The sequence below is a fragment of the Rhodococcus sp. NPDC019647 genome, from assembly GCF_044389235.1.
Classification (GTDB): Bacteria; Actinomycetota; Actinomycetes; order Mycobacteriales; family Mycobacteriaceae; genus Rhodococcus_F; species Rhodococcus_F oxybenzonivorans.
In genome coordinates, this window is the sequence record NZ_JBIRXS010000001.1 from 588524 (window position 1) to 615139 (window position 26616).

The window sequence follows — 26616 nt, forward strand, 5'->3', positions numbered from 1 at the left end:
CCGGAGGAAATCAGACCTTCAGCAGAGCTGCGAAGTCGGATGCGGGCTGGTCGGGGTCGCCGCTCTGGATGGCGCGGAGCAGGGTGTCGCCGCGTTCGGTGCCCAGTGACCCCGAGATGACGTCGCGGAACTTCGCGTCGAGGTCGTCTTGGGACATCGGGTTCTCGGCGGTGCCGGTGGGGTTGTCGATGAACAGGTTTTCGGTGGTGCCGTCGGTGTAGGTGACGGTGATATCGCCGACCCAGCGGCCGGGGTACGCCTTGTCCAGTTCGGGCGTGACCTCGATCTTGACCTTCTGTGCCAGGGCAGCGACGTCGCTGCCGACGCCGATGTCGAGTCGCCCGTCCAGGTAGGCGTGGTGGGTGGAGAAGCCGTTGCCCTTGCCGAGCGTGGAGAGGGCGAATTGGAACGGCAGGCTGTATTGCAGATGCTCGAGAATCTTGGGCGCGTAGGCGTTGGCGTTCTTGTTGCCGATGACCACGTCGCCGCCGGTCTGGATGCCGAGGAGTACCGAGTCGATGTCGGCGACGCGGGCAGCGAGGTGGCGGGCGCCGTCGATGTAGGCGTGATTGATGCCGCAGCAGCAGTACGGTTTGATCCAGATTCGGGTGATCTCGAAGGTCTTGTCGAGGCCGAACGTGGTGGCGGCGTCGTCGGCGACGGGGCGGCCGACGAAGGTGCGGTAGAAGCCCTTGCCGCCGGTGAGGAAGGTCGTCGGACCGGTGATGCCTGCGGCGGCCATCTCGGCTGCGCGGATGCCGTTGCGGGTGCCGATGCCGGAGTGGACGCGTTTGATCGAGCCGCCGGAGGAGGTGTACTCGGTGGTGCCGGAGGCGTGGCTGAGCGCGATGGCCAGGGCGTGGACGGTGGTCTCGGCGTCGAAGCCGCGCATCTTGGCGACGACGGCCGCCGCGCCGAAGTTCGACAGCAGCCCGTGGGGGTGGAAGCCGCGTTCGAGGAGTTCGGGTGCGGCAAGGTTGCCGACACGGGTGTACACCTCGTAGCCGGCGACGATGCCGGTGATGACCTCGCGCATGGTGGCGCCGAGTTCTTCGCCGACGGCGAGTGCGGCGGAGACGACGCAGCTGCCAGGGTGCGACGAGCTGGCCCGGTGGGCGTCGTCGTATTCGAAGCCGTGGCCGTAGGTGGCGTTGACGAAGGCGGCGTCGGCGGCGCTCAACTGGTCACCGCTGGCGGCGACATGGGCCTTGCCGGGGGCGTGCGCAGCGCGCGTCAACTCCAGCACCGCCCGGCTCCAGGGCAGTGAGGCGCTGGCGACCTGAAGGGCGAGCTGGTCCTGTATGAGGCGGCGTGCGCCGGCGAGTGCGTCGGCGGGGATGGTGTCGAAGGTCAGGTCGGTGACGAGCCGGGCGACGGCTTCTTCGACGGGAGGGAGGGTGCCCATGTGTGTGTCCTTTGCAGTGTGGGGGTCAGGAAACCGAACCGAGCAGCCCGGCCGAGATGCCGTATGACTTGAGTTCGACGTAGGCGTCGAAGCCCTCGAGGCCGGCCTCGCGGCCGATGCCGCTGTTCTTGAAACCACCGATCGGGGCGGTGAAGCCCACCGGGCTGCCGTTGACCTCGACTGTGCCGGTGCGGATGTGGCGGGCCACCGACAGTGCGTGCTCGGGATCGGCGGTGAACACCGAGCCGTTGAGGCCGTACTCCGAGTTGTTGGCGATCTCGATGGCCTCGGCCTCGGTGTCGAACGTGTGCAAGGTGAGAACCGGGCCGAAGATCTCCTCCTGCGCGATCTTCGCGAAGGGGTCGACATCGGCGAAGATCGTGGGCTCGACGTACCAGCCGTGGTCGAGGCCTTCGGGGCGGCCGCCGCCCACCAGCAGGGAGGCGCCGGACGTCTTCGCATCGGCGATATAGCCCTCGACCCGGCTGCGGTGACGGTCGCTGACCATCGGTCCAATCTCGGTGGCCGGGTCGAACGGGTCGCCGACCGGCATCGAGCCGATCAGGTCCAGAAGACGGTCGTGGAGCTCATCGCGCCGCGAGCGTGCCACCACGATGCGGGTCTTGTTGCTGCACACCTGGCCGCTGTTGCGCAGTGACACGGCGCGGATCGCGGCGACGGCGGCGTCGAGGTCGGCGTCGTGGAGCAGGATGGCAGCGGACTTGCCGCCCAGTTCGAGGGTCACGCGGCGCAGGTCCTGGCCGCAGAGTGAGGCGATGCGACGGCCCGCAGCCGTGGATCCGGTGAACGACACCTTGTCGATTCCGGGGTGGCGCACTAGGTACTCGCTGACCTCGCGCTGGGCAGGGACGATGTTCACGACACCCTCGGGCAGACCGATCTTGTCGAGCATGTCACCGAGTAGATACGCGTCGAGGGGTGTCTCGGGGGAGGGCTTGACGACCATGGTGCAGCCCGCGAGCAGCGCCGGGGCAAGCTTGATCATGGTAATGAGCAGCGGAGCGTTCCACGGTACGACGGCGGCGACGACGCCGACCGGCTCGCGGGTCACCAGCGCGTTGCCGGATGCGGACGTGCGGGTGTCGCTCCACGGATAGGTGGGCGCGATGTCCAGGAAGGCGTCGAGAAGCATCCGGGGGCCGATGGACTGCATCTTCGTGGACAGGGTGATCGGGCACCCCATCTCCGCGCTGACGAGCGCGGCCGCCTCGCCCTCACGCGCTGCGAGTTCCGCGCTGAGCTTCCGCAGAACCCCGATGCGCTCGTCGAGCGACATCCGAGGCCAGGGGCCCTTGTCGAACGCCTTGCGGGCTGCGGTGACGGCAGCATCGATGTCGGCCTCGACGCACTCCGGGATCCGCGCGACGAGCTGTTCGGTGGCGGGGGAAATCACCTCGAAGGTGCGTTCGGATGCCGGCTGCACCCACAGTCCGCCGATGAACAGTTTGTCGTACTGCCCCTGCCACAGTTCAGTCTGCGCACTCATTGTGCCGCTCCTTCGCATTCGCTTCGTCATAGACGTGCCCGCATCTTGGGTGGGAGTCATCTGTCCAGCCTGGACGACGGTCTTCAGCTCGATATGTGAGCTGCACCATGTAAAGTATATTATGTTCCGACAATCGATGAAACGCCAGTGCCGTCTCGCGTGGCGTAGGTCCGCGATATCTCGGAGCTGGTCCGGTTAAGGCTTGACCTCCGTAGTGACTATATATAATATTTGAACTGACACGAAGGTGAGGCAACATGCAGCACAAGCCACTCGAGGGTATTCGGATACTCGAGATCGGGGGGTATATTGCGCTCCCGTTCGGGACGTCGATGCTGTGCGCGCTCGGCGCCGAGGTGGTCAAGGTCGAGCGCCCGGTAGTGGGCGAGGACTTCCGGCGGCACCAGAATGACGGCAGCCCATACTTCCGGCAGTACAACACCGGGAAACGCAGTCTGTCGGTCGACCTGAAGTCGGCAGAGGGCGTCGCCTTGGTCAAGGCGCTCATACCGCACTTCGACGTGGTACTCGAGAACTTGCGCCCGGGCAAGGTGGCGGCGATGGGACTGGGTCCCGAGGACTGCCGCGCGCTCCGTCCCGACATCGTCTACGGCTCCGTCACCGGGTTCGGTGCCGGTGGCCCGCTGGCCAACCGCCCCGCCTACGACACTATCGGCCACGCGTTCGGCGGTCTGTACTCGCTGTTCAGCGACGGCGACCACCCTCAACTGGCCGGTGGCTTGAGCGCAGACCTCGTCACGGGCCTGAGCACCGCCACCGGCGTCCTCGCGGCCCTGGTCGGGCGGCTGAAGACCGGCAAGCCGCAGCGGATGGAGACGTCGATCATGGAGGCGGTCAGCGCGCTCACCGTCGACGGCATCACCCAATCCTTCGAACTCGGCAAGAACCCGGCCCGCACAAGCAGGCACCCCCAGGCACAGAACTTCTGCGTCCCCACATCGACCGGCGAGTACCTCGCTGTTCACCTGTCGTCGTCGCAGAAGTTCTGGCACGCGCTGTGCCGCGCCATGGACCGCATGGACCTGACCGAGGACCCGCGGTTCGCCGAGTACCGCCCGCGGGAATCGAACTACTTCGAGCTCGTGCCGATCGTCGAGGCGGAGTTCGCCAAGCAGTCGAAAGACTACTGGGAGAAGGTCCTCGCCGAGGCCGACGTGCCGTTCGCGCCCGTCCTGTCGATGACCGGCTACTTGGAGCACGAGCAGGTCGAGCATTTGAAGCTGGTCGAGTGGCAGCCCGACGGTCTGCCTCTGATCCGCCCGCCGTGGACCTTCGACGGCGAGCGACCGGACCGCGGTGACCGCGCGCCCAAGGTCGGTTCCGACACCCGTGCCGTGGCGAGCGAGGTGCTCTCCCCTGAGGAGATCGACGCGCTACTCGAGCGCGGCATCATTTTCGCCGACGAGTCCTAATTCTTTCCGAATTCGCACATCACCTAGGAGAGTTCATGAAGCCGTACCGTTCCATGCTGTTCGTGCCGGGCCACAAGCCGAGCTGGGCCGACAAGGGCCTGGCCTCCGGCGCCGACGCCCTGATCCTCGACCTGGAGGACTCGGTGCCCGCCGCAGACAAGGACGATGCGCGTCTGGTCGTCGCCGACACCATCGGCCGTCTGCATGCCGACGGTGTTCGCGCCGACCTGTGGGTGCGGCCCAACGCGTCCGTGTCCGGGATCCAGGGCAAGGACCTCGAGGCCGTGATCCGGCCGGGACTGGCCGGGTTGTTCCTGCCCAAGGTTTTCGACGCCGAGGAACTGGTGCGTATCGATGCGGTGGTGTCACACATCGAAGCACGGGAAGGCCTCGATGCCGGCAGCGTGGGCCTCATCGTGAGCTACGAGACGGCGGTCTCGATGGCGCACTGTGAGGAGATGGCCGCCGCCACCCCGCGCATCCGCAGCCTGCTGGGCGCCACCGGACCGAGCGCGGACGTGGGCCGCGAGCTGGGCTTCGAATTCACCCCGGCCGGCTTGGAGACGCTGTACCTGCGGAGCCGCATCGTCCTCGCAGCCCGCGCGGCCGGCCTGCACCACCCCGTCGCTGGCGTGTGGCAGGACATCAAGGACCTCGACGGTGCCCGGAAGTTCTGCCTGGACAACAAGCAGCTCGGATACCGCGGCATGGTGTGCATTCATCCCTCGCACATCGCCATCGCCAACGACGTGTTCACGCCGTCCCCCGACCAGGTCGACTTCTACCGCCGCATGATCGAGGCATTCAAGGTCGCCGAGGCCGCCGGTAGCGCGGCCGTCGACTTCGAGGGCCAGCACATCGACATCGCCCACGTGAAGACCGCCGAGGGCATCATCGAGCAGGCGGAAGCCATCGCGGCATACGCCTGACGGGTCCCGGCGGCAGCCGACTGGTGAAGCCCCGCATCCTTTCGGATGCGGGGCTTCGACGCATGTCCCTTCGAAACACGAAGCAATCAGGGGAGCAGAGGCCTCGATAACAGCACTTTGTTCGTGTCTTTGTTCAAGTGAATGGCCAGCACAAGCAGGATCACGACCAGCATGATGACGACGACATAAGCCGGGAGAAAATACGCTGCGATCGCCGCCATTCCGAGAAGGCCGGCACCGACCGTGCGCGCGACCCAACCGGTTCCGGTGGTGATGCGGAAGTAGATTGCGTGTGAGAGTAGGTAGATCGCCGGACCCGCGAGCATCAGCACACCGCCCACACCGGCTCGGGCGTCACCAATGTGGGCGAGCACCAACTCGCTACCTGCCGCGAACATGACGAGGCCGGTGACGACGCCGTAGATGACGTTGATCCCGATGTGCACGGATCGAATCGGATTCTCGGTGACGGCGATGTGGCTTTCCACCAACCGTTCGGCACGACCGAAGTATGCCGCCCACAGGCAGACGAGGGCGACAAAGCAACCCGCGGCAAGTACGAGTGTGAGTGCGTCGGAGTGATGAGCTGCGATCACACGTCCCAGAGTCAGTACGGTCTCGCCGAGCAGGATGATGAGGAACAGTCGCATGCGCTCGAGCATGTGCTCGGCGTCGAATGGAAGTTGCTGTGTTCGCGTCGTGCCGCTCGGCACGGGGTGTGCAAACCAGGTGCCGATGAGATCGATGAGCGCGGCTACCGCCCAGCACCAGAGACGCCATTTCGGGTCTAGTGCGGCACCGGCCACCCAGAACGGCGCCGAGACGGCGAACCAGATCAGCACATGCACGAAGTGCCTGCGCAAGCGGGACGTCGGGGCGGTGGCAGCCGCGTAGACGGCGGGGCCGACCAGGGCCAGCAGCATGGGCATCACGAAGAGCCATGGACTGTCGTCGAATGCGTGTCCGATGCCGGCGTTCATGAACAAGCCGAGACCCATCACCGTGATCGTGACGGCCCTAGTGCCGGTGTGCTCGATGTCGAGCAGGGTGACCTCGAAGGTGGTGAATGCCCAGACGCCGCACACCGCGACGAGCGCCACCAGAGTCTGGGCGGCGCCGCGCCAGGTCAGGTGCTCGACGAGATGGTGCGTGAGCTGACCGATCGCAAGCACGAAGACCAGATCGAAGAAGAGCTCGAGCGGGGAGACGTCACGGTGTGTCCTGCGCGCTTCGCCGACCATGATGATCCCTCCTCGGCGCCAAATAGTATCCGGTGGAGTCGAGCCGGACGGTTGTTTCGGCGGCCCTGGTGCAGCGCTCACGGCGCTCAGAGGAACGGGCGCGGCAGGCCGCGAATCAGCCTACGTTCGCCTCGTCGTCGGCATCCCACAGCCCGCGCTGCTCCAGTTCGTCGATCAGGTGATCTGCGCCGTCCAGGATGTGCGATTCCATGAGAGTTTTCGCTCTCTTGGCCGCGTGCTTGCGCAGGGCCTCGAGGAGGACGGGGTGCTCCTCCTGCGTGGTGGTGATGTGGCCTTCGATGGTGGCGTAGAAGCGGTTGGGAAGGTTCGTGACGACGGAGCCCAGGAGGCGCGCAAGGCGCGGAGAGTCCGCGGTCAGGTTGATCTTGCGGTGGAACGCGTGGCCGAGGGAGGCGATTCGTTCCGTGTCGCCCTGGGCTATGGCCTCCTGGTGCTGCTGAAGGATGCCCTCGAGTTCGGCGATCTGCTGGGGTGTGATGTTCTTCGCGGCCCGGGCGGCCAGTTCGCCGGCCAGTTGCGCCTGAGCCCAGAAGAGGTCGCGCACGTCTTGCTTCGTGAACGGAGCGACGACGAAGCCGCGCCGGGGAACCATCTCGACGAATCCTTCGCTCCGGAGCGCAAGGAGCCCCTCTCGCACGGGCGTCGTGCTGACTCCCACCGCTTCGGCGATCCGCTCGATGCGGAGGAAATCGCCTGCACGCACCTCGCCGGAAATGATCATCTCGCGTACGTATGTGGCAACTTCCTCTGGAAGTTGCTGTCGCCTTGATCTGTCATTCACAGCCATCGTCGGTCGCACCTTCCCGGATCCAGAGACTCGACATAATGTACCATTCGCGCCCGCCCGGTGGCCGCGGCGCCCGGCAAGGCTGACCTGGCAGCCGCTGTCGCAGACTTCGCGCCTTTGGCGACACCTTTCCCCGAGCCGATGTTCGAACCGCGGCCAGGTCCTTGGATCCGTAGACATAATCCAAAGAGCATCATATATTGTTGCCACTGTGATCCAGATCGCATGCGCCACGGGGGTCGGCCGTTCCTATCGGTCATGCGCGCGGACACGTCGACGAGTCGAGTGAGAGGGACCTGATGACCAGTATCAAGGATGGGACGGCGAAGGCGGGTTTGCGCCCGTATCAGCTTGCGACCGTGTTCTTCTGCATGTTCCTGAACATGCTGGACGGCTATGACGTCCTCGTGATGGGTTTTGCGATGCCGCACCTACCGGAAGGGTTTGCTACCAATCCGCAGAAGGGCTATCTGATCAGCGCGGCGCTCGCCGGTATGGCGGTGGGTGCGATCGGCCTCGCCCGCTTCGCGGATGTCATCGGCCGACGCCGCGTCCTGTTGGCCGGCCTGGCCGCGAACACGGTGGGACTGGCGGCGTCGGCGCTCTCGACCGGTTTCGAGACGCTCCTCGTGACCCGGTTCGTCACGGGCATCGCGATCGGGACCATCAGCGTCGTCATCATCGTCCTGTGCCAGGAGGCCGTCCCGCCCAATCGGCGAAGTGTGGCGCTCGGGCTTGTGATGATCGGGTACCCGCTCGGCACAATGCTCGCCGGCTTCGCCGGTGCGGGACTCCTGTCGGTGGCGGGTGGAGCATGGCAGGGCATGTTCTGGATCGGATCGGCGCTGGGAGTCCTGTCGTTCGTGGTGACCGCCGCGTTCCTCCGCGAATCGGAGGACTTTCTTGCGCGGAAGGGGGCGAAGGGGCAGACCGATCCGGTGGTTGCCACGCCTGGGGGTGCGGCCCGTCTGCTCGGCAGGGAGCTGCGATCTCGCACAGTGCTCCTCGCGTTCGGGTATTCGATGCTCACGGCTGGCTACTACTTCGTGAGTGCCTGGACACCGCAGCTCATCAAGGACGCCAGTGGTGACGCGGGCAGCGGCGCTCTCGCCGGCATCATGATCAGCTTCGGTGCGGTTGTCGGGGGATGCTTGTTCGGCGCCTTCGGACTGCGGTTCCCCGGGGCGCGGATCGCGCTCGTCACCTCCGTCGTGTCCGCCGTGGCCATTGCGGGTTTCGCGGTTACGCTCCAGGGCCCGTTCGCACTGGCAATGGCGGGGTTGCTCGGCGGCGGCACCTACGCCGCCATGTCCGGGTACACCTCGACCTCGACGGCGGTCTACCCCGTGCTCGCGCGCGCCAAGGGATACGGCGCGATGATGGGCGTCGCGCGCGGCGGAGCCATTCTGTCGCCGATCGTCGCGGGTTACGCGCTCAGCGTGATGACGCCCCGCACGATGTACCTCGCGGTCATTGTGCCTCTCGTGCTGGCGGCGGTGGTGGCGGCGGCCCTCATGCGCGTCACCCGTGCGGTCGAGACCGGGGCGTCGAACGTGAAACCCCGAACGCTGGTCGCTCCGGAGTAAGCGAAGGACCGCCCGGGATCTTCCCGGGCGGTCCCTCGCTCTCGAGTGCTCGTCCGCTCAGTCGAACAGGATGACGCCGCGGATGTTCTTGCCGTCTTTCAGGTCCCGGTATCCCTGGTTGATGTCGTCGAGGCGGTAGGTGCGGGTGATCATGTCGTCGAGGTTGAGCTGACCGGCCTTGTACATGTTCAGCAGCCGGTTGACGTCCCAGGTGCCGTTGGTGGAGCCGAAGACGCATCCCTGCAGCCGCTTCTGGGACAGCGTCAGGTCGGCGATCGGGATGGGTAGACCAACTCGGGAGTGCTCGCCGACGGCGGTGACGACGACGGTGCCGGCCTTCCGGACCGCGGCCAGTGCCTGGGCTACGTGTTCGGGCTCCAGCACGCCGACGGTGATGACGAGGGCATCCGCGCCCTGCCCGTCGGTGGACTGTTTGGCGAGTTCAGCCGCCTCCTCGATGGTCGCTACGGCGTGGGTCCCGCCGAACGTCTTTGCGCTGTCCCGTTTGAAGGCGACGGGGTCGACGGCGATGACGTGCGAGGCGCCGGCGTGCCGGGCGCCCTGCAGTGCGGCGGAGCCGAGTCCGCCGATGCCCATGACGATGACGGTGTGCCCGGGTTCGACGTTGCCGAGGTTCACGGCCGATCCCCAGCCGGTGCTCACCCCGCATCCGACGAGGCAGGCCTTGTCGAGGGGGATGTCCTTGTCGATCTTGACCACCGAGTTGATGGAGACCGTGGTGGTTTCGAGGAAGGTCGAGATGCCGCACATCTGACCGACCGGCGTCCCATCGGTGGTGTGCACCCGGAACGTGCCGTCGGTCCAGCGCGGTCCGGCGAGGATGCCGGCGGCGAGATTGCACAGACTCTGCAGGTTGCTCGAACACCAGCGGCAGTGGCCGCACGACGGAATCGCGGAGAAGACGACGTGGTCGCCGACCTCGATGCCCTTGTAGTTGGGGGCGGCCTTCGTGACGATGCCTGCGCCTTCGTGGCCGAGGGCGAACGGATACATGCCGACCGGAATGTCCCCGGTGACGTGGTGGTCGTCGGAGTGGCACATGCCGCTCGCGACGAGCTTGACCTGGACTTCGTCCTCGCGGGGATCCTCCACCTCGAGGTCGATCACCTCGAGTTCGCCGGGGACATGACGGATGACGGCACCGCGAGTTTTCATGCTTCTCCTTGGGGTTGGTGAATGGAATGTTCTGGGGTCAGTCGGAGAGACGGGTGACCACGGACTTCGTCTCGAGGTACTCGGCGAGCGCCTCGGCACCGTTCTCACGGCCCCAGCCGGACTGCTTGTAACCGCCGACAGGCATCTGCACACCGCCCGCGCGGTGGACGTTGATGCCGATCCGGCTCGCCCGCAGCCGATGAGCGATCGAGTGGGCGCGGGCGACGTCCCGCGTCCAGACGCTGCCGGCGAGGCCGTACTCGGTGTCGTTGGCGGCGGCGACCGCCGCGTCGATGTCGGTGAATGTCATGACGCCGAGCACCGGGCCGAAGATCTCCTCGCGGATCATCGCCATCGAGGGGTCGGCGTCGACCACCACGGTCGGCTCGTAGAAGTAGCCTTTGTCGCCGATTCGCCTGCCGCCGCGCACAACCCGGGCGCCGGCCGCGATCCCGCTCTCGACGTATCCGTTCACCCGGTCGAGGTGGCGCTGCGAGATGAGGGGGCCCAGATCGGCGTCCGGGTCGGCGCCGTAACCGACCTTCAGTTTTCGGCTGAATTCGGCGACCCCGTCGGCCACCTCGTCGGCGATGTCGCGGTGGACGAACAGCCGGGAGCCGGACGTGCAGATCTGGCCGGAGTTCCAGAAGATCCCGATCCCGACGCCGGGGATCACGGTATCGAGATCCGCATCCGGCAGCACGATCATCGCCGACTTGCCGCCGAGTTCGAGCGAGACCTTCTTGAGGTTGCCCGCGGCGGCCTGCACGATCTGCCTGCCGACCTGGGTCGACCCGGTGAAACTCACCTTGTCGACGCCGGGGTGCGCGGCGAGGGGAGCGCCGACCCGGGGCCCGAATCCGGTGACGACGTTGACGACGCCGGGCGGCAGGCCCGCGTCGAGGACCAGTCGGCCCACAGCTAACGCGGTGAGTGACGCCTCCTCCGACGGTTTGAGCACGCACGAGCACCCCGCGGCGAGCGCGGGGGCCAGTTTCTGTGCGATCGCGACGATGGGCGCGTTCCACGGCACGATCAGCGCCGCCACCCCGACCGCTTCCTTGCGGGTGTATCCCTGAAAACGCATATCGGCGGGGCCGATTTCGACGCTCTTGCCCTCGACCTTGTCGGCCCACCCGGCGAAGTACCGGAACTGATTGATCGCCTCGCCGACCATCAGGCGTGCCTGCGAGACGGGCATGCCCGCGTCCAGGCTCTCCAGTGCGGCGAGTTCGTCGGTCCGGTTCTCCAGGGTCTCGGCGATGCGCCACAGAATCACCGACCGTTGCAGGCCCGACAACCGTAGCCACCGGGCGTCATCGAATGAGCGGCGGGCGGCGGCCACCGCGGAGTCGACGTCAGCCTCGGAACCCTCGGCAACCCGGGCCACCTGCTCTCCGGTACCGGGATCGATCGCCGGGAACGACGCACCCTCGACCGAGGGCACCCAGGAACCGTCGATCAGCAGACGTTCCGGCTCGATGAGTTCTTTCAATGCCTGAACACCGGTAGTCGATGTCATCTGCTACCTCCGAGTGGTTGTGTGACCGATCGCGCCACCGGCCCGAGTGCATAGTACAGAATATATAAAACGTGGGCGACGCTTTTGTTTATCATGCGTGGCCGGGCTCGCTCGGCGTCGCGCGAGACACGACTGACGGCCGTGGCAGCCTCGTCGAACTGCGTAACCTTCGCGAACTGCACGGCCGCTAGACTCGACCGGTGGATATCCGGGACGCCGAGTACCTCGTCGCCGTGGCCGATCACGGCAGTATCACCGAGGCCGCGCGGGCGCTGTTCATCGCGCAGCCGTCGCTGTCGCAGGCGATCCGCACTCTCGAACGGGATCTGGGCGTCGAGTTGTTCGACCGTGGAGGACGGAAGCTGCGGATCACTCCGGCGGGCACGTCGTTCGCGGCTGCGGCGCGGCAGGTCCTTGCCGATGTCGAGCGGGCGCGGGCGGTCGTGCAGGACGTTACCGACGTGCAGTCCGGCACGCTGACTATGGCTGTTCTCAATTCTCTTGCCGCCGATCCGCTCCCGCGTCTCGTCGGTCGGTTTCATCGACTGTTCCCACGGGTGCTCCTGTCCACGGTGTCGGCGGACGTGCCCGACGGCGTGGGCCGCGCGGTCCGGTCGGGTGAGTGTGACCTCGGGTTGACTGAACTGCTCGTCGACGACCAGGGGCTCAGGTTCCGGGTGGTGGGGGAGCAGGAGATCGTCCTCGCGCTGCACGCGGATCTGGCGATCGAACTACCCGATCCGGTGCCGGTCGACCTGCTTGCCGATATTCCGATGATCGTGGAGATCGGGTCGCGTCCACGACTGCCGGTGCATAACGTTGCAGTCGAGTGTGCGCATCGTCAGTCGATGTGGGAGTTGGTTGTCCAGGGCGCGGGGGCGACCCTGCTGCCGCGGCGCGTCGCCGAGCAGGAACTGCCGGGGGTCGTGGTTCGCTCCCTCGCACCGCGGCAGGTGCGCACCATCGGTCTCGTCCATCGACCCGATCCGCTTCCTCCCGCTGCGGCGGCGTTCATCGCCGCGCTCGACGAGGTTCAGGGCGCGAGCGTGCCGAGGAATGCGCGTCCTGCCGGAGACAGCCGTGCTTCGTCGTAGATGACCCCGTATGGGGCGGTGATCGGCGGGTCGACGGGGCAGATTTGAGCTCCGCCGACTGCGGCCCGTTCCGCATTGGTGCGTTCGATGAACGACATGCCTATTCCTTGGACGACGAACGCGCCGACGGCTTCTCGCTGCTCGACGACGGCCGACATGATCGTCCGGCTCCCTGCGGCCTGCAACGCCGTCTCGATCACGGTGCGCGCCGACGATTCCTTGGGCAGCCCCACCACCGGGATCTTGGGAAGGTCGTCGAGGGGGAACGGTTCCCGCCAGTGGATTTCGGCGTTCGGGGGGACCACCAGCCAGTATTCGTGGAATCCGAGTGCCCGTGTTGTCAACCCTGGTGCGGCAAAAGGGAGATGACTGAAGGCTATTTCGCAATGCCCGTCCCGGATCAGTGACCCGATGACGTCGACCGGTCGCAGGTCTGCGAGCCGGACGACCACACCGGGATACTGTGTGCGGAATGATCCGATCAGCTTGGTGACAGGGCCTTCGGCAACGTGTGCCGAGGCGCAGATGTCGAGTCGCCCGCGCGGCAGTCCCGAGACGTCGACGAACGAGCTCTCGGCGGCCACCAGGTCTCGCACAATCTGCCGGGCTGGACCGACGAACGCCTTCCCCGCCGCGCTGAGCACGAGACCGCGGCCCACCCGGTGGAACAATTCGGCACCGAGGTCACGTTCGAGGTTGCGCAGTCCCTTCGACAACGACGGCTTGGTGACGCCCAGGGCTTCGGCCGCGAGCGCAAAGCCGTCGTTGTCGACGGTGGCGAGGAAGTATTCGACGTGTCGCGACTCCACCCGTGCAGAGTACTGCCTCAGTGGCGACTGATCGGCTGGTTGTCAGATGTGGCGTCCGCCGGTGACTTCGAGGACGGTGCCCGTCATGTAGCTGGACAGATCGGAGGCCAGGAACAGCGCGACGTTCGCGATCTCCTCGGGCTCGGCGCCGCGTCCCATCGGAACCTCCTTCAGCTTCGCCTCGAGGATGTCGGCCCGCAGGGCGCGGATCATGTCGGTGTTCACCACGCCGGGCTGGATTGCGTTGACCCGGACTCCGAGGTGGGCGAGCTCCTTCGCGGCCGCCTTGGTCAGACCCACCATGCCGGCCTTCGCGGCGCTGTAGTTGGTCTGCCCGACCAGGCCGACCTTGCCCGAGATCGACGAGATGTTGACGATCGACCCCTTGCCGGCCTCTCGCATTGCGATCGACGCGATCTGGGTGCCCAGCCACGCGCCCTGCAGGTGCACGTCGATGACCGCGCGGAAATCGGCCAGCGACATCTTGCGCAGCGTCGCGTCGCGGGTGATGCCGGCATTGTTGACCCAGACGTCCATTCCGCCGAACGCGTCGAGGGCCTTTTTCCCGAGGTTCTGCATTTGATCCGGATCGGTCACGTCGCAGGCGACGGCGACAGCCTGGAAGCCGTCGGCCTCCAGCTTTCCGGCGGCGGCCTTGACGTTGTCGGCGTGCATGTCGCCGAGAACGACCGAGGCACCCTCGCTCGCAAACTTGCGGGCCATCTCGAAACCGATGCCCTGAGCCGCGCCGGTGACGACGGCGACCCGCCCCTCGAGGAGTGTCATGTGTTTCCCTAAGTTCGTAGGTGTACGGGGTTGGTGCCCTCACCGATGAGAAAAAAACGGTGCCTCTCGTATGAGGCGACCCAACTCGGAGTAGCCGCCGCCGCCGTGGATCCGGAAGCTGTCCAGGAATATCGAGTCTCGTCTCAGAAGATAAAAAGTTTCGTTCGCGAATCCTCTGAGACGAGTATTTCGCCCGGAGCTTGTCACATATTCAAGCGCTCTTATCCGCTGCGGTCAAAGACCCTCGAGGAAACCGAGAGTTAACCCCTTCCTATGAGTCGGAAGGGCCTCTGTACTGCGCGTTTACGCGCGCGGCCCGTACTTGACACCAGGCCCGGGCTTGCTGGATATTCACCTTCATGGCTGAACGCGAAGTAAGTGACGAAGACTTCAAGGACATTCTCGCGCAGACGAGAACATTCATTCAGAAGGAAGTAATTCCGAGAGAAAGCGAAATCGCCGACAAAGATGTGATCCCCGACGACGTTCGCCGTAAGGCGGCGGAGATGGGTCTGTTCGGGTACGCCATTCCGCAGCAGTGGGGCGGGCTCGGGCTCGACCTCACGCAGGACGTGGAACTGGCGATGGAGTTCGGGTACACGAGCCTGGCGTTGCGGTCGATGTTCGGCACCAATAACGGGATCGCCGGTCAGGTGCTGGTGAACTTCGGTACCGACGAGCAGAAGTCGGAATGGCTCGAACGGATCGCGTCGGGTGAGGTGGTCGCGTCGTTCGCGCTGACCGAGGCGGAGGCAGGGTCGAACCCGGCGGGCCTGACCACCCGCGCCGTACTGAAAGACGGCACGTGGACGATCAACGGAACCAAGCGGTTCATCACCAACGCACCGTTGGCCGACCTGTTCGTCGTGTTTGCCCGCACCCGTCCCGCCGACGAGACCGGCACCGGGATCGCGGTGTTCCTCGTTCCGGCCGACACCGCCGGTGTCGTGGTCGGTCCGAAAGACAAGAAGATGGGCCAGGAGGGCGCCTGGACCGCAGAGGTTGCGTTCGACGACGTCACCGTCCCCGAATCCGCCCTGGTCGGGGGCAGTGAAGAGGCCGGCTACCGGGCCGCTATGACCTCCCTTGCCCGGGGCCGGGTGCACATCGCGGCCCTCGCCGTCGGCAGTGCACAGCGCGCGCTCGACGAGTCCGTGTCGTTCGCGGCGGTGACGAAGCAGGGAGGTACTCCAATCGGCGACTTCCAGCTGGTGCAGGCCATGCTCGCCGACCAGCAAGTGGGTGTGTCCGCGGGCCGCGCGCTGGTGCGGGAGGCGGCACAGAAGTACGTCAGCGGTGAGGACCGTCGTCTCGCCCCGTCCGTGGCGAAATTGTACTGCACGGAAATGGCCGGCAAAGTCGCCGATCTCGCGGTGCAGGTCCATGGTGGTAGCGGGTACATGAGAGGTGTTGCGGTCGAACGCATTTATCGCGACATCCGCTTGCTTCGCCTCTACGAGGGCACCAGCGAGATCCAGCGTCTGATCATTGGCGGCGGCCTCGTCCGCGAAGCCAAGAAAGCACTCTGAACCCGTACACAAGTGATCTGTGGGGCCCTGGTTCCCTGAGACAAGGAAAAGTCACATGCGAAGAGCAGCACTGGTCGCCCCGGTCCGCACCGCGGTCGGCCGTTTCGGCGGCGCACTGCGCGGCGTCCCGGCAGAGACGTTGGCCGCCACCGTGATCAAGGAGACCGTGGGGCGGTCCGGGATCGACCCGATCCTCATCGAAGACATCGTGATGGGACAGTCGTACGCCAACTCCGAGGCCCCGTGCATCGGCCGGTGGGCCGCCCTCGAGGCAGGACTGCCGATCAGCGTCGCCGGATTGCAGACCGACCGCCGGTGCGGCACGGGCCTGCAAGCCCTCGTGACGGCGTCGATGATGGTGCAGACCGGCGCCGCCGACGTGGTGCTCGCCGGTGGCGTCGAGTCGATGAGCAACATCGAGCACTACACCACCGGGGCCCGCTGGGGGACCCGCGCCGGATCGCTGAACCTGTACGACCGCCTCGACCGCGGACGGGAACGCTCCCAGCCGGAATGGAGGTTCGGGAAGATCAGCGGCATGATCGAGACCGCCGAGAACGTTGCGACACGATGCGGAATCGGCCGCGAGGAGTCGGACGCATTCGCCGCCGAAAGCCACGCCAAGGCCCAGGCGGCTTGGGAGGCAGGCAAGTTCGACGACGAGGTGATCGAGGTCAAGATCACCGACCGGAAGGGCAACGTCTCCGTCGTGGCCCGCGACGAGGGTATCCGCCCGGAAACCACGCCGGAGACGCTGGCGCGCCTGCGCAGTGCGCTCCCGGACGGTGTCGTCACCGCGGGCAACGCGAGCCAGCAGAACGATGCGGCGTCGTCGATGCTCGTTGTGGCCGAGGATCAACTCGACGAACTCGGGCTCGAGCCGCTGGGTTTCCTCACCGGCTGGTCCGCCGCCGGGTGCGAACCGGGACTGATGGGCCTCGGTCCGGTCGCGGCCACGTCGAAGCTGTTCCGCAGGACCGGTGCGAGCTTCGACGACTTCACGCTGATCGAGCTGAACGAGGCATTCGCGTGCCAGGTGCTCGGCGTGCTCGAGGAATGGGGATTCGAGGACCGGGACCGACTGAATGTCAACGGGTCCGGGATCTCACTCGGACACCCGATCGGTGCCACCGGTGCGCGGATGACGACCACCGCGCTGCATGAACTGCGGCGGCGCGGCGGCGGTAAGGCGCTCGTCACGATGTGCATCGGTGGCGGGCAGGGAATGGCCGCCATCATCGAAGGCGCCTAGCCCCGACTGACACGCGCGTCCGCCGGCTCCGACGTCGAGGTCGGCGGACGCGACATCACGTGATTGACGAGGAGTGCGACGAAGACGACGGCGCACCCGATGGCACCCACGGCAAGGGCGAGCCTGATCCCGCCTTCGGTAGGAAGTAGGTCCGGTGCCAGGTTCGCGGCGAGCACCGCACCCGCGAGGGCGCTGCCGAATGAGCCGCCGACGGTGCGCAGCACCTGGTTGAAGCTCACGGCGCTGCCGAGTTCGGTGTCGGCCACACTCCGGGCGATCAGGGCCGGCATCGCCGCGTACGTCATGCCCATCCCCAGTCCGAACCCGAACATACCGATCAGGATTTCCCACAACGCGTCGTGGGCCACCCAGAGAAGTGCGCTCGAGGCTGTCACCAGCCCGGCGCCGACGAGCAGCAGAGTCCTCATCCGTATTCGGTGCGAGAGGGCGCGCACGAGCCGGTTCGCGCCGAAGCTTGCGACCGACAGGGGAAGCATCACGAATCCGGCCCAGAACAGGGGCAGCGCGATGCCGTATCCGGTGGAGGCGGGCGCCTGGGCGATGAGGCTGCCGATCGAGAGTCCGATATACATGGCGGCGCCGAGGCCGATCGCGGTGCTGTTCGCGACCAGAACGTCCCCGTTGCGCAGGACTCGCAGGTTGATCAGTGGGTACGGGGTGCGCAGTTCGGCAAGAGACCACGCCGTCAGCAGTGTGGCCGCACCGGCGAAGAATCCGATGGTCCATGGCGAGTCCCAGCCCCACCGCGAGCCTTCGCTGACGGCGACGAGTAGGGAGGCGAGTCCGGTGCCGACCAGCAGTGCGCCCGGGACGTCGAGTGTGTTGCGTGGTGCCCGCTCGTCGGGGCCTGCGGGAACGACACGCCAGACGACGAGGATGGTGGTGATCAGGAACAGCGCCGCGAACCAGAAGGCGAAACGGAACCCGAGAAGGTCGGCGAGGATGCCGGTCAGGGGGTATCCGAGTCCCAGGCCTGTCGTGACCGTTACCGACAGGCTGGAGATGCCGAGCCGGGCCTTGTTCTCGGGAAGATAGCGGCGGGCCAGAGCGATCGTCACCGGAACGATCCCGTAGGTGAGTCCCTGCAACGCGCGCCCGATCAGGAAGACGGTGAAGTTGGGAGCCGCTGCCGCGACGATCGAACCGACGAGGATCGTGGTCAGGGAGAACAGGAGCAGGCGCTTTTTGTGGGGGCCGTCGCTCAGCCGGCCCATGATCGGTGTTGCGACCGCCCCGACCAGGAGGTTGACGGTGAGCATCCATTGGCCGGTACTCACCTCGACGTGCATGTCGTGTGAGATCGTGGGCACCAGGAGCATGCCGAGTGAACTGACGATCGCGGTGGTCAGGGCGGCATACGCCAGGGCCGGCAGTAACCGGGGACCCGTTGTGGACTCAGTCGACTGGGGCATCGTCCACCAACTTGCGCAGAATCGGAACGATGGAGTCGAGAGTCTTCTTCTCCTCGACGGTCAGCCGTTCCGCGATGGCGTGTTCGAGCCACTCCAAACCTTGTGACCGCTCCTGCGCCAGCCTCTCGCGGCCGGCATCGGTGAGCTCGATCCAGATCCGGCGTCGATCCTGCTCGTCGGGGGTGCGCACGATCAGGCCGAGATGCTCGAGTTCGCGCACTGTCGTTGCAATTGCTTGGGGGCTGATCTTCTCGGCCGTGGCGAGTGTCGAGGCGGAGGTTCGTCCGTGCTTCGACAGGTAGCTGAGCACACCTATCTTGCCGACGGAGATCGTCCTGCCGGTTGCGAGCTGCCGCCAGATCGGGCGCAGCGCTTCCCGCAGGACTTGCGCGGTGGCCTGTTCGGTGATCATGAGCAAAGCGTACAACCACATTGATCAACCTAGTTGACTAAATGGGGAGGCTCACACGTGCGCGGCCGGGATCGCCCGCACCGATCACCGTCAGCGATACCCTCGTAAGGACACCATCGAGAAGTGAGTCCACGGATGTATTCGCGCTGGTCGTGCCGTCGGAGCCGGTGCGCGGGACCGATGAGCCGATGGGGTGAGTAGACCCTCCGATGGGTGAAGGTGAGCCGCTCGACACTCAGCGGTACCCGCCGCCCCCGGCCGCCGAACTCGGTGGAGCTGTTTTCGGCGATGTCCAGGAGATCGGCCGCGGCGGTTTCGGTGTGGTCTACCGCTGCACCCAGGCGGAGCTGGATCGCACGGTGGCGGTGAAGGTGCTCACCGTCGAACTCGACGACGAGAACCGCTCCCGTTTCTTCCGGGAGCAGCGGGCGATGGGACGGCTGACCGGGCACCCGAACATTCTCAACGTTCTGCAGGTCGGCGCCACCGACAGTGGCCTTCCCTACATCGTGATGCCATATCACCCGCAGGATTCGCTCGAGGCCCGGCTCCGAACGGGCGGCCCGCTGCCGCTGGACCATGCACTGCGGGTGGGGGTGAAGATGGCCGGAGCGGTGGAGTCGGCGCACCGGCTCGGCATCCTGCATCGGGACGTCAAACCCGGGAACATTCTGCTCTCCGAGTACGGCGAGCCCGAGTTGGCCGATTTCGGTATTGCACATATCGCCGGGGGTTTCGAGACGGCAACCGGCGCCGTCACCGGATCGCCGGCCTATACCGCACCGGAGGTGCTCGGCGGGGATCCGCCGAGTCCGGCGGCGGATGTCTACGGGCTCGGCGCCACGTTGTTCAGTGCGTTGACCGGTCACGCGGCGTTCGAGCGTCGCAGCGGTGAGCAGGTGGTCGCGCAGTTCCTGCGGATCATCACCCAGGAGGTGCCGGATCTGCGTTTGCATGGGATCCCCGAGGATGTGTCCGCCGTGATTGCCCGGGCGATGTCCCGCGAGCCCGGTGCGCGCCCGGCCACCGCCGCCGACTTCGGGGAACAGCTGCGAGGGCTGCAACGCGACCACGGCTTCCCGGTCGACGAGATGGCGCTCCGCGTGGAACCCGATGCGCGGGGGCAACCGAACTCGCACGGTGGACTCTTGTCGCAGCCTTCCTCCACGCTGGGCGCGACGGGAAGTCTCCCTCTGGAGCTGACGAGTTTCGTCGGCCGTCGACAGAGCTCACCGAGGCGAAGAACCTGCTGGCCGGGTCCCGGTTGGTGACGTTGACCGGGATCGGGGGGGTCGGCAAAACGCGGCTGGCGATGCGGATCGCGGCGAGTGTGCAGCGCGAGTACGCCGACGGTGTGCGCCTGGTCGAGTCGGGTGAGCTGCGCGACGTGTCGTCGCTGGTCGATGCGGTGGCTACCGCCGTCGGGGTGCGGGACCATTTGGCACGGCCGTTGCGTGAGGTTCTCCTGGAGCACCTAGCGGTACAGGAACTGCTGTTGGTTCTCGACAATTGTGAGCAGGTGGTGGATGCGGTCGCCGAACTTGCCGCCCACCTGCTGCGTGTGTGCCCGCGGTTGCGGATGCTGGCCACAAGCCGTGAACCCCTCGGGATCGGTGGGGAGGCGGTGCTGCGGGTTCCTCCGCTAGGCGTTCCGGATCCCGGGCGCCGGGACTCCCAGCGGGGGTTGCCGAAATACGATGCGGTGACGTTGTTCGTCGAACGCGCCGCTGCCGCGGTTCCGGGCTTCGCGCTCACCGAAGGGGAACGCAGCGACGGTGGCGGAGATCTGTCGCCGGCTCGACGGGTTGCCGTTGCCGATCGAGTTGGCGGCGGCGCGGTTGCGGGCGATGTCGTCCGAGCAGATACTCGAGCGGCTCACCGACCGCTATACCCTGTTGATCCGCGGTAGCCGGGGTGCGCCGACGCGGCAACAGACTAAGCGGTTGTGTATAGATTGGAGTTTCGAACTGTAACCGGGCGTGAACAACTCGTGTGGGGGAGGGTGTCGGTGTTCGCGGGAAGCTTCGAACTCGATGCGGCGGAGGACGTGTGCGGCGAGGGTCTCGACCCCGACGAGTTGCTGGACACGCTGTCCTCCTTGGTGGAGAAGTCGATTCTGATCCGGGAGGGATCCGGGTCGGTGGTACGGCTCCGGCTGCTCGAGACGCTCCGCGAATACGGCTACGAGAAACTCGAGCAGACCGGTGAGGCCCTCGCTTTGCGGCGCAGGCACCGGGACTGGTATGAGGCGTTGGCGCTGAACGCGGAGGAGGAGTGGATCAGTGCCCGCCAATTGGAGTGGATCGCCCGGCTGAAACGGGAACACGCCAATCTGCGTGAGACCCTCGAATTCAGCGTGGACGACGACCCTACCGCCGGCCTACGCATCGCCGCGGCACTGTTCCTGTTCTGGAGCTCCCAGGGTCTCTACAACGCGGGGCGCCGGTGGTACGACCAGCTGCTCGTCCGCCAGAGCGGCCCGCCCACCCTGGATTCGATCAAGGGTCTTTATGGCCACAGCGTAATGGCTTTCGCTCAGGGCGACCTCCAGGCCGCGACAGCGCTCGTCGAAGAGGCTCAGACTCGCACCGCCGACACGAGTGATCCGGTGATCCCCTACTGCGCGCCTACGTCGACTGCGTCGAAGGAATGCTGGCGCTCTACAGCGGTGATCTCGCGCGAGCGTGCTCGCAACTGGACATCGCCCTCGCCGAGTTCAGCACACGCGGAGATCGACTGCTCCAAGTAGCCATCCTGTACCCGCTAGGCCTGGCGCATGGACTGTCGGGCCGGACGGCACAGGCGATCGAGTTCCACGAACGTGCCCTCGCGACCACGGAAGCGCACGGCGAGATAATGTATCGATCACATTCGCTGTGGGCCCTGGGAATTGCCGTGTGGCAATAAGGTTTTGCTAGTCGTTCGGTCAGCCTTATCGAACAATCACAGAAACTGAACAAGCAGGTACACAGTCCGCGCGTCGCTGCAGCCTGCCTCGAGGCACTGGCCTGGATCACCTTCGAACGTCGCGATGCACTCCGGGCTGCAACGTTGATGGGAGCCGCGGACGGGCTGGCGCAGTCGATCGGCAGTACCGCGGTCATACATGCCAATTTGATTCTCTACCACGAGAGATATGCAGAGAAGGCCCGGCAGAAACTCGGGGACAAGGCATTCAGCGCCGCCCACCGCAAGGGTCAACAACTCGGTTTCGACGCGGCCATCGCCTACGCCCTCCACGAGCAGCAGGCCGAGACCTCCACATCCGCCACCGACGCGTCGACGCGACTGACCAAGAGGGAACGTCAAGTCGCCGATCTGATTGCCGAAGGCCTGACCAATCAGGCATCGCCGACCGCCTGGTGATATCACCGCGCACCGCTCAAGGTCATGTGGAGCACATCCTGGCGAAACTTGGTTTCACCTCCCGGACACAGGTCGCGGCGTGGGTCGTGGAGCGGACGCACGACTAGACCGCGCGGGGGAGCGGGAAAAATTAGCGCCGTCCGACTACCGCTCGAAAGCGTCGGCCATCTCGTGCAACCCGTTGAGTTGGGGAGGTGAGAGAACCATCCGCGCGGCGCGAGAGTGGAGCACCCGGCGGCCGCGCTGAGCGAATACTGTCGGCGTCACACCGAACTCGACGAGTGTGTCGTCGCTCGGCGGACCGCCGTACGGCAACCACCGCAAAGCGAGATCGGCCATCGCCCATCCTTCGGATTCCTCGCGGGACGGGAACCGGTCGCGGGACTGCCAGGGAGACATGCGTTCTGCTCTCATGCTCATTGGTTATCCGTGTTCAGGCGCCTAGGTACTTGCCGAAGATCTCAGCGAATGGCCTACGACGGGTCGTCGTGCTGTTCGCCAATCGTTGTGTGGGCGCTTTCTGTACATTTCAGACCGCTGCGCGACCCAGCATTGTCGGTAGGCCACCGGGACCCCGTCGAGGCGGATAGATGGACGCAAAGGCGCGGACGAGGTGAGTGTCGCAGCGTGCATCCTGGACTGCAACCCACAGTCTGTCGACGAACTGCTGCTCGGTAATTCCGAACGTCTGGAAGATCAGTTCTGGAGGGACTCTGCCGTAGGGAAGCCACTGCCGAGCGAGGGTGATGAGCTCGCCGACTTCGCGGGGTAGGTCCTGGCCGTAACTCATCGCTCGCCCTTCGTGTCGTTGAGACCGCCGAAGCCGTGGACCGGTCTACTCGACTCGGGCAAGGAGGCCGGCCTGCTCATTTCTGTCCAGAATGCAAATTCCCTTGCGGGTACACGAGTGTGCGCGAGAGTGCGGAACAGTGGCGTAATTACGTGCGCAAGAGTTGATGTCATTCGACGCTCCTTGATTCAGCGGTCCGCGTCGGCTCGAAGGCTGTGCGTGCGGCGAACAGTTCCTTGGTGACGGCTATACGCTCGAGGTGGCTGCGGCCGCGGCCACCGTACTCGGCCGGGATCGTCATGCAGACCCAGCCTCGGTCGGCAAGAGCGCGAGAGCCCTCGTCGCAGGCGATGAGCCAGCTGTCGATGTGGGGATACGCCCAGCGTTGAAATAGGTGTCGACGAAACGCTGGCTTCGGCGCATATTCGTCCATGCCGTATGGGTCCGACGCTATGTGCGAAACCAGTCGCGGATCTCTCACAGAAAAGTCCCTTCGCTGGTGGCTGAGTGCCGTCGTCAACGCCGACGTTCGTAGGCTTGGGGTTCGTTTGGAAACCGGTTGGAATGTTATTTGATAACCGAGCCGTGCATCTCGATTTACGAACTATGGCAAATAGCCGTGATATCCGCAATGCTAGACCGCGATTTTTCGTACCACATCGATATTCGGGACTTGAAAGTGTGTAACGCTTGACATACCGATGGGACGGTACTGACTGGGTTCGCGCGTGCCCGTTCGACATCACCGAGGCCAGCACCTGTCGGCAGGTTACGAAATATGACACGAATCCGGCGTTGCCATGCCTCGGAGGCCGCAGTGGTGGCTGAAGTCGTTCATGCCAGATGCGTAGTAACCAGGTAGTGGATAGGTAGTTTCCCGCTGGCGGGTCTGCGTGGATTCTTGTGTGATGGTCGTCACGTAGTGGTGCGGCGTGAGTTGGACCCTCGGAACCAAATGAAGGAACGACGGCATTTCTCATTGGAAAGCGGTGTTCGGCCGCAGAGACTTGGAGTGAAGATGAAACTGGATCTGCTGTATGCATTGACGAATCGTTCGGGCAAGTCGTCGTGGCACCAGGTATTGGAGGCGACGCGGCGGCATGCTTTGATGGCGGATGAGCTGGGCTACGACCGTATTTGGCTGGGCGAGCATCACTTCGATGTCGACGGAACAGACGCGAGTCCCAATCCGATCATGATGGCGACGGATCTCGCCGCTCGGACGAGCCGTATCCGGTTCGGGATGGCGGCGGTGTCGCTGACCCTGTGGCATCCGCTGCGGGTGGCGGAGGATCTCGCCATCCTGGACCAATTCAGCGACGGTCGTCTCGATGTGGCGTTCGGTCGTGGGATTCTGCCGATTGAGGTGATGAACCTCAATCCGGAGGCGAACCGTTGGAACGGCAGCGACAACAGCTACGGCATCTTCGACGAGCACCTGGAGATCGTGAAGGGGATGTGGACCGATCACCAGTTCAGTTGGAAAGGTCCACGATATACGTTTCCGGAGCCGGGGACGAGGTTTATCCACTCGCCCGGCGCCCCCGAACCCGAAGGCTGGGTCGGGGAGGACGGCACGCTTCAGGCGTTCGGAATCACGCCGCAGCCATTCCAGAAGCCGATGCCGCCGCTATTCGCGGTCACCGAGACCGTAGAGGGTTTTCGGCGCGCTGCTCGGAAGGGAATGAAGCCGATCACCTGGTATCCCACTGGTCAGGCCCTCCGCAATCTGTGTGAGCTCTACCGCGATGAGCGTGCCCAGGTCACCGGTGTCACCCCGGCACTCGGCGAAGATGTCGCGGTGCTGCGGATGGCGTATGTGGCCGATACGGATGAGGAGGCGCGCCGCATCGCCGAGCCGGCCGTCGTCGAGTTCTTCCACTTCCTCTGCCGGGTCCGCGGGATCGGGGTCTTCCTCGACGCCGACGAGGACCCGAACGATCCCAAGTACCTGGAGATGGACCCCTGGGAGCTGATGTTCGATCGTGACCATTTGTTCATCGGTTCGCCGGACACTGTGCTCGAGAGGATGACTCGGATGTCAAAGTCGCACGGCATCCAGAACTGGCTCTTGCAGATGGGTGTGCCGGGCATCGCGCACGAGGACATTGACAGTTCTTTGACACTCTTCGCCAGCGAGTGCATGCCGGAACTCCGCACATTCGATTCCACGGCTGTCGCTGCGAACTGATCCACAGGATCCTACCGAAGGAATGCTCATGACGGAATACCTCAACCCAGGCAACCTTACCTACCCTCGATTCGGAATGAATCCGGGTGTGGCGACGAAGGATTACGTGTTCTGCGGCGGCATGGCGCTGGATCTGAAGACGCTGGCGCGTAAGCCGGAGGCCGACACCATCGCGAACGAGACGAAGATCGCGCTTGAGGAAATCCAGGTAATCCTCGAAGCCGCCGGCTGCACGCTCCGGGACGTCGTGAAGACCACCTGCTATCTGGCCGACGATTCATACCGCAAGGAATTCTGGACCGCGTACACCGAGGTTTTCGGGGAAGGCCCCTACCCGGCGCGCACGACGCTCGTAGTCGGCATCGCCGGCGACTGCCGCGTCGAGATCGACGTCGTCGCATTGAGGGCCAAGGGACGGGAGTAGCCACGATGCCCGATCGCCCGTTCACCGACTGGCATACGCACATCTACCTGCCCGAACACCTCGGCCCGGTATGGACCGACCGAGGAACCGAGCTCGTCGGTCGGCCGGGTTTCGGCCGCGCTGACCTCGCCGAGCACACCCGGGTGATGGCGGAATCCGGTGTCGATCGGTTCCTGGTCCTGGGCCTGCACGTGGCCCGGATCGGAATGAAGGTGCCGAACAACTTCGTCGGCGAATACCTCGATGCCAACCGGGAACGGGCGATCGGAGTCGGCAGCGTCGACCCGACCCAACCCGGCGCCGCGGACGAACTCCGCCGCGCAGTGCGCGATTATGGCCTCCACGGGGTGAAGCTCTCACCGCCGTATCAGGGTTTCCACCCGCACTGCGACGAGGCCTACGAGGTCTATCGTGCCGCGGCCGATCTCGGCATATTCCTCATGTTCCACCAGGCTAGCGTGTTCGCACCCGACGGGTGCAACGAATATGCGTACCCGATGTTTCTCGACAAGGTCGCCCGCGAGTTCCGGGGCACGAATATCCTCGTCGCCCACTTCGGGAAGCCGTGGATGAACGAGACGGTCGAACTGATGATGAAGAACCGCAACGTATTCGCAGACGTATCGACACTGCCGGTGAAGACCTGGCAGCTCTACAACGGGCTACGGCTCGCCATCGAGGGCCACGTCACCGACCGTCTGGTATTCGGCTCCGATTTCCCGTCATTTTGCCCGAAAGAGTCCGCCGACCAGTTCCTGGCGGTATCGGAACTCGACATGCCACTCCCGATACCGCAGGACGTGGTCGAGGACATCCTCTACAACCGGCCACTCGACATGATCCTCCCGAACTAGCAGTCCGACTCAGCGGGCGGCTGTGATCATCAGCGATCCACACGCCTCCTACCCAACACGAGACCACTG

The 26616-nt window shown here is 65.3% G+C and carries 22 protein-coding genes and 1 pseudogene; 10 read left to right on the plus strand and 13 right to left on the minus strand.

Annotated elements, in window-relative coordinates; translation table 11 throughout:
• Positions 1 to 10 precede the first annotated feature (10 nt).
• The gene (locus ACH49N_RS02905) at positions 11 to 1405 is read right to left on the minus strand and encodes an MmgE/PrpD family protein (RefSeq protein ID WP_358270190.1); all 1395 of its coding nucleotides are present in this window, start codon (positions 1403 to 1405) and stop codon (positions 11 to 13) included.
• A gap of 25 nt (positions 1406 to 1430) precedes the next feature.
• Entirely contained in the window at positions 1431 to 2912 is a 1482-nt protein-coding gene (locus ACH49N_RS02910; RefSeq protein WP_358270188.1) for an aldehyde dehydrogenase, read from the minus strand.
• 257 nt (positions 2913 to 3169) lie between these two features.
• Here ACH49N_RS02910 and ACH49N_RS02915 point away from each other — a divergent pair, with 257 nt between their 5' ends.
• Together ACH49N_RS02915 and ACH49N_RS02920 are read left to right on the plus strand one after the other, a co-directional pair.
• Entirely contained in the window at positions 3170 to 4345 is a 1176-nt protein-coding gene (locus ACH49N_RS02915) for a CaiB/BaiF CoA-transferase family protein (RefSeq protein ID WP_358270187.1), read from the plus strand.
• A gap of 35 nt (positions 4346 to 4380) precedes the next feature.
• On the plus strand, positions 4381 to 5274 hold the full coding sequence (locus ACH49N_RS02920) for a CoA ester lyase (RefSeq protein ID WP_358270185.1): 894 nt from the start codon (positions 4381 to 4383) through the stop codon (positions 5272 to 5274).
• An 86-nt stretch (positions 5275 to 5360) separates the two neighbouring features.
• On the opposite strand, the gene ACH49N_RS02925 is transcribed toward ACH49N_RS02920, so the two are convergent.
• Both ACH49N_RS02925 and ACH49N_RS02930 read right to left on the minus strand, forming a co-directional pair.
• Positions 5361 to 6515 carry a low temperature requirement protein A gene (locus ACH49N_RS02925; protein WP_358270183.1) on the minus strand — a complete coding sequence of 385 codons (1155 nt, stop codon included), beginning with the start codon at positions 6513 to 6515 and terminating at the stop codon, positions 5361 to 5363.
• Between the two features lie 115 nt (positions 6516 to 6630).
• Entirely contained in the window at positions 6631 to 7323 is a 693-nt protein-coding gene (locus ACH49N_RS02930; protein WP_358270181.1) for a GntR family transcriptional regulator, read from the minus strand.
• A gap of 299 nt (positions 7324 to 7622) precedes the next feature.
• Between ACH49N_RS02930 and ACH49N_RS02935 the strand changes: the two genes are divergently transcribed.
• Positions 7623 to 8909, plus strand: coding sequence for an MFS transporter (locus ACH49N_RS02935; protein ID WP_358270179.1), 1287 nt, complete (start codon positions 7623 to 7625; stop codon positions 8907 to 8909).
• 57 nt (positions 8910 to 8966) lie between these two features.
• Here the strand turns inward: ACH49N_RS02935 and ACH49N_RS02940 are convergent, their stop codons facing one another.
• Entirely contained in the window at positions 8967 to 10085 is a 1119-nt protein-coding gene (locus ACH49N_RS02940) for an NDMA-dependent alcohol dehydrogenase (RefSeq protein WP_358270178.1), read from the minus strand.
• 37 nt (positions 10086 to 10122) lie between these two features.
• Positions 10123 to 11607: an aldehyde dehydrogenase family protein gene (locus ACH49N_RS02945; RefSeq protein WP_358270176.1), complete on the minus strand. Its 1485-nt coding sequence runs from the start codon at positions 11605 to 11607 to the stop codon at positions 10123 to 10125.
• A gap of 200 nt (positions 11608 to 11807) precedes the next feature.
• Between ACH49N_RS02945 and ACH49N_RS02950 the strand changes: the two genes are divergently transcribed.
• On the plus strand, positions 11808 to 12701 hold the full coding sequence (locus ACH49N_RS02950) for a LysR family transcriptional regulator (RefSeq protein WP_358270174.1): 894 nt from the start codon (positions 11808 to 11810) through the stop codon (positions 12699 to 12701).
• Here the strand turns inward: ACH49N_RS02950 and ACH49N_RS02955 are convergent.
• Complete coding sequence (locus ACH49N_RS02955) at positions 12641 to 13510, minus strand: LysR family transcriptional regulator (protein ID WP_358270172.1); 870 nt, start codon at positions 13508 to 13510, stop codon at positions 12641 to 12643. The two genes, ACH49N_RS02950 and ACH49N_RS02955, sit on opposite strands and share 61 nt — an antisense overlap.
• Positions 13511 to 13552: 42 nt before the next feature.
• A complete protein-coding gene (gene fabG / locus ACH49N_RS02960; protein ID WP_109330393.1) occupies positions 13553 to 14296 on the minus strand; it encodes a 3-oxoacyl-ACP reductase FabG in 744 nt (247 codons plus the stop codon).
• A gap of 359 nt (positions 14297 to 14655) precedes the next feature.
• Here fabG and ACH49N_RS02965 point away from each other — a divergent pair, with 359 nt between their 5' ends.
• Positions 14656 to 15825: an acyl-CoA dehydrogenase family protein gene (locus tag ACH49N_RS02965; RefSeq protein WP_358270170.1), complete on the plus strand. Its 1170-nt coding sequence runs from the start codon at positions 14656 to 14658 to the stop codon at positions 15823 to 15825.
• 55 nt (positions 15826 to 15880) lie between these two features.
• Positions 15881 to 17077, plus strand: coding sequence for an acetyl-CoA C-acetyltransferase (locus ACH49N_RS02970; RefSeq protein ID WP_358270168.1), 1197 nt, complete (start codon positions 15881 to 15883; stop codon positions 17075 to 17077).
• Here ACH49N_RS02970 and ACH49N_RS02975 read toward each other — a convergent pair.
• Together ACH49N_RS02975 and ACH49N_RS02980 are read right to left on the minus strand one after the other, a co-directional pair.
• A complete protein-coding gene (locus ACH49N_RS02975; protein WP_358270166.1) occupies positions 17074 to 18510 on the minus strand; it encodes an MFS transporter in 1437 nt (478 codons plus the stop codon). The genes ACH49N_RS02970 and ACH49N_RS02975 overlap by 4 nt on opposite strands.
• Positions 18494 to 18922 carry a MarR family transcriptional regulator gene (locus tag ACH49N_RS02980; protein ID WP_358270164.1) on the minus strand — a complete coding sequence of 143 codons (429 nt, stop codon included), beginning with the start codon at positions 18920 to 18922 and terminating at the stop codon, positions 18494 to 18496. The genes ACH49N_RS02975 and ACH49N_RS02980 overlap by 17 nt, the downstream gene beginning before the upstream one ends.
• Before the next feature lie 209 nt (positions 18923 to 19131).
• Here ACH49N_RS02980 and ACH49N_RS02985 point away from each other — a divergent pair.
• A pseudogene (locus ACH49N_RS02985) lies at positions 19132 to 22395 on the plus strand (protein kinase).
• A 37-nt stretch (positions 22396 to 22432) separates the two neighbouring features.
• Here ACH49N_RS02985 and ACH49N_RS02990 read toward each other — a convergent pair.
• The 3 genes from ACH49N_RS02990 to ACH49N_RS03000 form a co-directional block, all read right to left on the minus strand.
• Positions 22433 to 22708, minus strand: a complete 276-nt coding sequence (locus ACH49N_RS02990; RefSeq protein WP_358270163.1) for a hypothetical protein — start codon at positions 22706 to 22708, stop codon at positions 22433 to 22435.
• A 109-nt stretch (positions 22709 to 22817) separates the two neighbouring features.
• On the minus strand, positions 22818 to 23078 hold the full coding sequence (locus ACH49N_RS02995; protein ID WP_358270161.1) for a hypothetical protein: 261 nt from the start codon (positions 23076 to 23078) through the stop codon (positions 22818 to 22820).
• Positions 23079 to 23247: 169 nt separating this feature from the next.
• Entirely contained in the window at positions 23248 to 23511 is a 264-nt protein-coding gene (locus ACH49N_RS03000) for an acyl-CoA dehydrogenase family protein (RefSeq protein ID WP_358270159.1), read from the minus strand.
• A 585-nt stretch (positions 23512 to 24096) separates the two neighbouring features.
• Between ACH49N_RS03000 and ACH49N_RS03005 the strand changes: the two genes are divergently transcribed.
• Genes ACH49N_RS03005 through ACH49N_RS03015 form a run of 3 tightly spaced genes read left to right on the plus strand, consistent with a single transcriptional unit; the run spans position 24097 to position 26547 of the window.
• Positions 24097 to 25269 carry an LLM class flavin-dependent oxidoreductase gene (locus ACH49N_RS03005; RefSeq protein ID WP_358270157.1) on the plus strand — a complete coding sequence of 391 codons (1173 nt, stop codon included), beginning with the start codon at positions 24097 to 24099 and terminating at the stop codon, positions 25267 to 25269.
• A gap of 28 nt (positions 25270 to 25297) precedes the next feature.
• The gene (locus ACH49N_RS03010; protein WP_358270156.1) at positions 25298 to 25693 is read left to right on the plus strand and encodes a RidA family protein; all 396 of its coding nucleotides are present in this window, start codon (positions 25298 to 25300) and stop codon (positions 25691 to 25693) included.
• Between the two features lie 5 nt (positions 25694 to 25698).
• Positions 25699 to 26547, plus strand: coding sequence for an amidohydrolase family protein (locus ACH49N_RS03015; RefSeq protein WP_358270154.1), 849 nt, complete (start codon positions 25699 to 25701; stop codon positions 26545 to 26547).
• Positions 26548 to 26616 lie beyond the last annotated feature (69 nt).